The following is a 285-nucleotide window of genomic DNA, read 5'->3' on the forward strand; positions in this document are numbered from 1 at the left end:
GATTCCTTTGTGGGACGATCAGAAAATAACGCCATTAAGGTGGTCTATGATTATCCACAGCGGGGATTCATTTTTGACAGGAATGGTGAGCTTCTGGTTTCGAATCAGCCGTCCTATGACGTCATGGTGATCCCGAGGAACGTCAAACCTTTTGACACTACAGAACTCTGCCGTATTCTGAGTATCACTCAGGAACAGCTGGTGGAGCGCCTTGATAAGGCTAAGATCTATAGCCCAAGGCTTCCATCGGTGGTCATTCCGCAGCTTACCAAAAGTGAGTACGCT

Annotated in this window: 1 pseudogene; it reads left to right on the plus strand. The window is 47.7% G+C overall.

The features are described 5' to 3' along the window. Positions 1 to 285, plus strand: a pseudogene (locus HC175_RS23420) (penicillin-binding protein 2); the annotation flags it as partial.

The organism is Salinimicrobium oceani (assembly GCF_012037645.1).